Source organism: Nocardia sp. NPDC004722, assembly GCF_053601505.1.
Genome location: NZ_JBSGBY010000648.1, coordinates 1 through 4,536, shown reverse-complemented (window position 1 = coordinate 4,536; position 4,536 = coordinate 1). Strand labels below are relative to the sequence as shown.

Here is a 4,536-nt window from a genome sequence, read left to right as displayed (position 1 = left end):
CCCGCCGCCGCGCCGCGCGATCGGTTCCGGCCCACCGCGACAGCAGCGCCGGCGGGCATGCCTCGCCCGCCACGGTCAGCACCTCGAGGTCGTCGAGGCCGCCGGGATCGGTCGCGGCGGCCACCGTCGGCGTGAGGACGGCATGGGTGACCCGCTGGGCGCGCATCAGATTCGAAAGCTGTTGCCCGCCATAGACCTCCGGCGGCGACATGACGAGGGCCGTGGCCCCGGAGACCGCCAGCAGCAGTTCGAAGATGGCGGCGTCGAAGGTCCGCGCCGCCACGCTGAGCACCCGCGAATCCGCGGTGACGCCGAAGCGTTCGCGCTGCGCGGCGCACACGCCCGCGAGTCCGGCATGGGTGACCTCGACGCCCTTGGGGCGTCCGGTCGAGCCGGAGGTGTAGACGACATAGGCGGTGCCGTCCGGTCCCGGGGTACCGAGCCGCTCGTCCGCCGTGAGCGCGGTGCGCGGCAGCCGTGTCACCGCCGCCGCGATCTCGGGGGCGTCGAGGATCAGCCAGGACAGGTCGTCGGGCAGCGTCTGTGTGTGGTTGGCGGTCGTCATGCCCACGCGCACTGCCGAATCGGCGCACAGGAAGGTATTGCGGTCGAGCGGATGGCCGGGGTCCAGCGACAGGAATCCCGCACCGGTCTTGGCGACCGCCCATACGGCAGTCACCCATTCCAGCGAGCGCGGTACGCCGACGGCGACGACGGATTCGGGGCCGACCTCGCGCCGGATCAGGAACCGGGCCAGCTGATTCGAGCGCTCGTCGAGCTGACGGTAGGACACGGACCGGTCCCCGTCGACCACCGCGCACCCGTCCGGTGCGGACGACACCGCGGCGGCCAGCAACTCCGGAAGCGTCAGCGCCGCCGTGGGTTCGGCGAGCCCTCGGCCCAGGCGCAGCAGCCGCTGCCGTTCGGGTTCCGGCAGTGCCTCGATGGCGCGCACGGGCACAGCCGGGTCGCGGGTGACGGCCCGCACTACACGGTGCAGTCGACGCGCCAGCGCGGCCACGGTGGCGGCGTCGAACACCTCTGGCCGGTACTGCAATCGCACCCGCAGCCCGTCGTGCACGGTGACGGTGCAGGTCAGCGGATAGTGCGTGGCATCGTTCGCGGTGACCCCGGCGATCTCCAGGTCCCCGCGGCCGGTGAGCTGCCGAATACGTTGCGCGTTCAGCGGATACGACTCCAGCACCATCACGGTGTCGAAGAGGCGATCGGTGCCGGTGAGCGCGTGGATGTCGGCGAGGGCGAGGTGGTGGTGGTCGAGCAGCGCCGCCTGCTCGCGCTGGATGCGCGCCCACAGCCTGGCGACCGGCTCGGCCGGGTCCAGCCGTACCCGGGTCGGCACGGTATTGATGAACAGGCCGAGGGTGCGATCGGCGTCGGGGAGTTCGCCCGGGCGTCCGGACACGGTGCCGCCGAACACCACATCGGTGCGACCGCTCAACTGCGCCACCAGGATCGCCCACACCGATTGCAGCACGGTGTGCAGCGTCACCCCGGCCTCGGCCGCGACGGCTGCCAGGTCGCGGGCCGCGGCGTCGTCGAGGGTCAGCCATTCCTCGGCCACGGCGCCCGCGTCGGGGCGGGCGTCGGGTCCGGCGATCACGGTGGGTTCCGCACCGTCCAAGGCCGTCGCCCAGGCCGTCACGGCGGCGTCCCGGTCGCGAGTCGCCGTCCAGGCCAGGAAGTCCCGGTACGCGTCGGCCGCGGTGCCCGCGCCGGTGGCGTAGCGGGTGAACAGGTCGGTGATCAGCAGCGGGTAGGACCAGCCGTCGAGGATGAGGTGGTGGTTGGTGAGGATGAGCGCCCACCGGTCACCGCCCAGTTCGGCCACCGTGAACCGCAGCAGCGGTGCGGTCGCGGGATCGAAACGGCGGGCCTTCTCGGTGGCGGTCAGGGCGGCCAGCCCGGCCTGCGGGTCGGGATGGGCGGTGAGATCGACCATCTGCCAAGGCAGTTCGACGTCGTCGCACACCACGGCGAGACGTGCGCCGCCGCGGGTGGCGGTGAACGCGGTCCGCAGGCTGCGGTGCGCGTCCAGTTGCGCCTGCGCGGCGGCCCGCAGGCGTGCCACGTCGAGCTTGCCGGTCAGGCGCAGCATCAGCTGTGCGACATAGGCGTCCACATCGGTGGCGAGATCGGCGTGGAACAGCAGCCCGGTTTGCAGGCCGGTCAGCGGCCAGGCGTCGCTCAGCGACGGGTAGGCGCGATCGAGGGCGGCGATCTCGTGGCGGGTGAGGGCCACCAGGTCGAAGTCGGACGGGGAATGCGCTCCCGCACCGGGGTTTTCGGCGTGTTCGGCGATTCCGGTGAGGGCCCGCGTCCACAGAGCGGCGAGTTCCTCGACGTCGGCGGCGTCGAGGAGGGTGCGGGGGAATCGGAAGCTCGCCCGCAGGCGGTCGTGCACCACCATGGCGTTCACGTCGATGGCCAGGGTCACCGGCATGCCGGGGTCGGGGGCGAGGCGCACCTCGTCCGCGCCGCCGCCGAGCTCGCCGGTGACGCGGCCCAGGTAGTTGAAGCCGATGCGTCCGGGCATCCGATCCGGCAGTGCCGCGGCCGTTTCGGTGTTCAGGTACCGCAGCAGCCCGTACCCGGCGCCCTTGTCCGGGATCGAGCGCAGCGTTTCCTTCACCGCGAGCACGGCGGCCGTCACCGCGTCCCCACCGGCGACGACATCGTCGAGGTCGATCGCGGTCAGGTCGAACCGCACCGGGAACATCGAGGTGAACCAGCCGACCGTGCGCGAGAGGTCCGCGCCGGGAACCAGCTGCTGCTCGCGACCGTGTCCCTCCAGACGCAGCAGGACCGAGGATTCCTCGATGCCCTTGCGCGCCCGCCACATTCGCACGGCGACGGCGAAGGCGGCCAGCAGTCCGTCGTCGACGCCGCCGTGGAAGACCGCCGGGACCCGCGACAGCAGGCCGCGTGTGACCTGCTCCGGCAGTTCGACCGACACCTCTTCGAGGGTGGCTGCGGTGTCGATCGACGGGTCCAGTTCGCGCCCGCCTACAACCGGGTCCGGGCCGCTCACCATGGACTGCCACGAACCCAGCTCCCGCAGGCGAATCGGATCGTGTGCGGCATCCACCAGGCCGTGCGCCCAGCGGCGCATCGATGTCCCCACCGGCTCCAGCACCGGTACCTCGCCCGCGAGGGCCTGTGCGAACGCCGAAATCAGGTCCGGCACCACCACTCGCCAGGAAACCCCATCGACCACCAGGTGATGCGCGATCACCAGCAGGCGGCCCGGCTGGGCATCGGCGGGCTGCCAGACGCACCGGATCATCACGCCCTCGAAGGGGTTCAATTGTGCGACAGCATTATTCGCCGCATCGGTGAGATCGTCGACGGGTGCGCACCGCAGCACCACCGCCTCCGCGTCGACCGAACCCTCTGGATCGACGACCAGCACCCACTCCCCGGATTCATTGCGGCGCAGTCGCGATCGCAGCATGTCGTGGCGATCGAGCAATGCGGCGACCGCCGCGAGCACGCCCGCCTCCTCGATGCCTTCCGGCACCGGCACCGTGAAGTGCTGTTCGAAGCGCTGGAATCCCGTGCCCCACTCCAGCATCCAACGCGCCACCGGCGGCAGCGGCAGCTCTCCCACCCCGCCGCCCGGCAACTCCGGCAGCCGCTCGACGTCCGTCTCCCCCACCCGCGCCCGGGTCGCCAGCCGGGCGGGCGTGCGCTGTTCGAAGACGTCGCGGGGGCCGAACACCACACCCCGCGCCCGCGCCTTGGCGACCACCTGGATCGAGACGATCGAATCGCCTCCGAGCGTGAAGAAGTCGTCATCGGCACCGACTCGCCGCAGTCCGAGCACCTCGGCGAATACACCCGCGATGACGTCCTCAACCGGGGTCGAGGGCGCACGGAACTCCCGGACCGCGAACACCGGTTCCGGCAGGGCGCGGCGATCGATCTTCCCGGTCGCGGTCAACGGCAGTTCGTCGAGCACCATCACCACATCCGGAACCATGTACGCGGGCAGCCGATTCGCCACGAACAGCCGGACCCGCTCCGGATCGATCGTCAGTCCGGGGGCCGCGGCCACGTAGCCGACCACGCGCGCGGTGCCGGTGGCCGTGTGGATGGTGGCCACGGCCTGCTCGACGCCCGCCATGGCGGCCAGCGCGGATTCGATCTCGCCGAGTTCCAGGCGCTGTCCGCGCACTTTCACCTGGAAGTCGCTGCGGCCCACGAACTCCAGCAGACCGGTACCGGTCTCGGATCCGGGCGTCCAGCGCACCAGGTCGCCGGTGCGGTACATGCGCTGCCCGGGCGCGCCGAACGGATCGGCCACGAACCGCTCCGCCGTCAACCCCGACCGACCCCGATATCCCCGCGCCACACCGGGTCCCGACACGTACAGCTCACCCACCACACCCACCGGCACCGGATGCAACCAGGCATCCAGCACCGTCACGCGCATCCCCGCGATCGGCGTGCCGATGCCGATCGCCCGTCCCGGCAGCAATTCCGAGCCGGTCGCCCAGATGGTCGCCTCGGCCGGGC

1 protein-coding gene is annotated in these 4,536 nt (G+C 71.6%); it reads right to left on the bottom strand.

Features of this window, described 5'->3' with window-relative positions; translation table 11 throughout:
• On the bottom strand, positions 1–4,536 hold a 4,536-nt coding region (locus tag ACWELQ_RS38885; protein ID WP_452402008.1), incomplete at both ends, for a condensation domain-containing protein.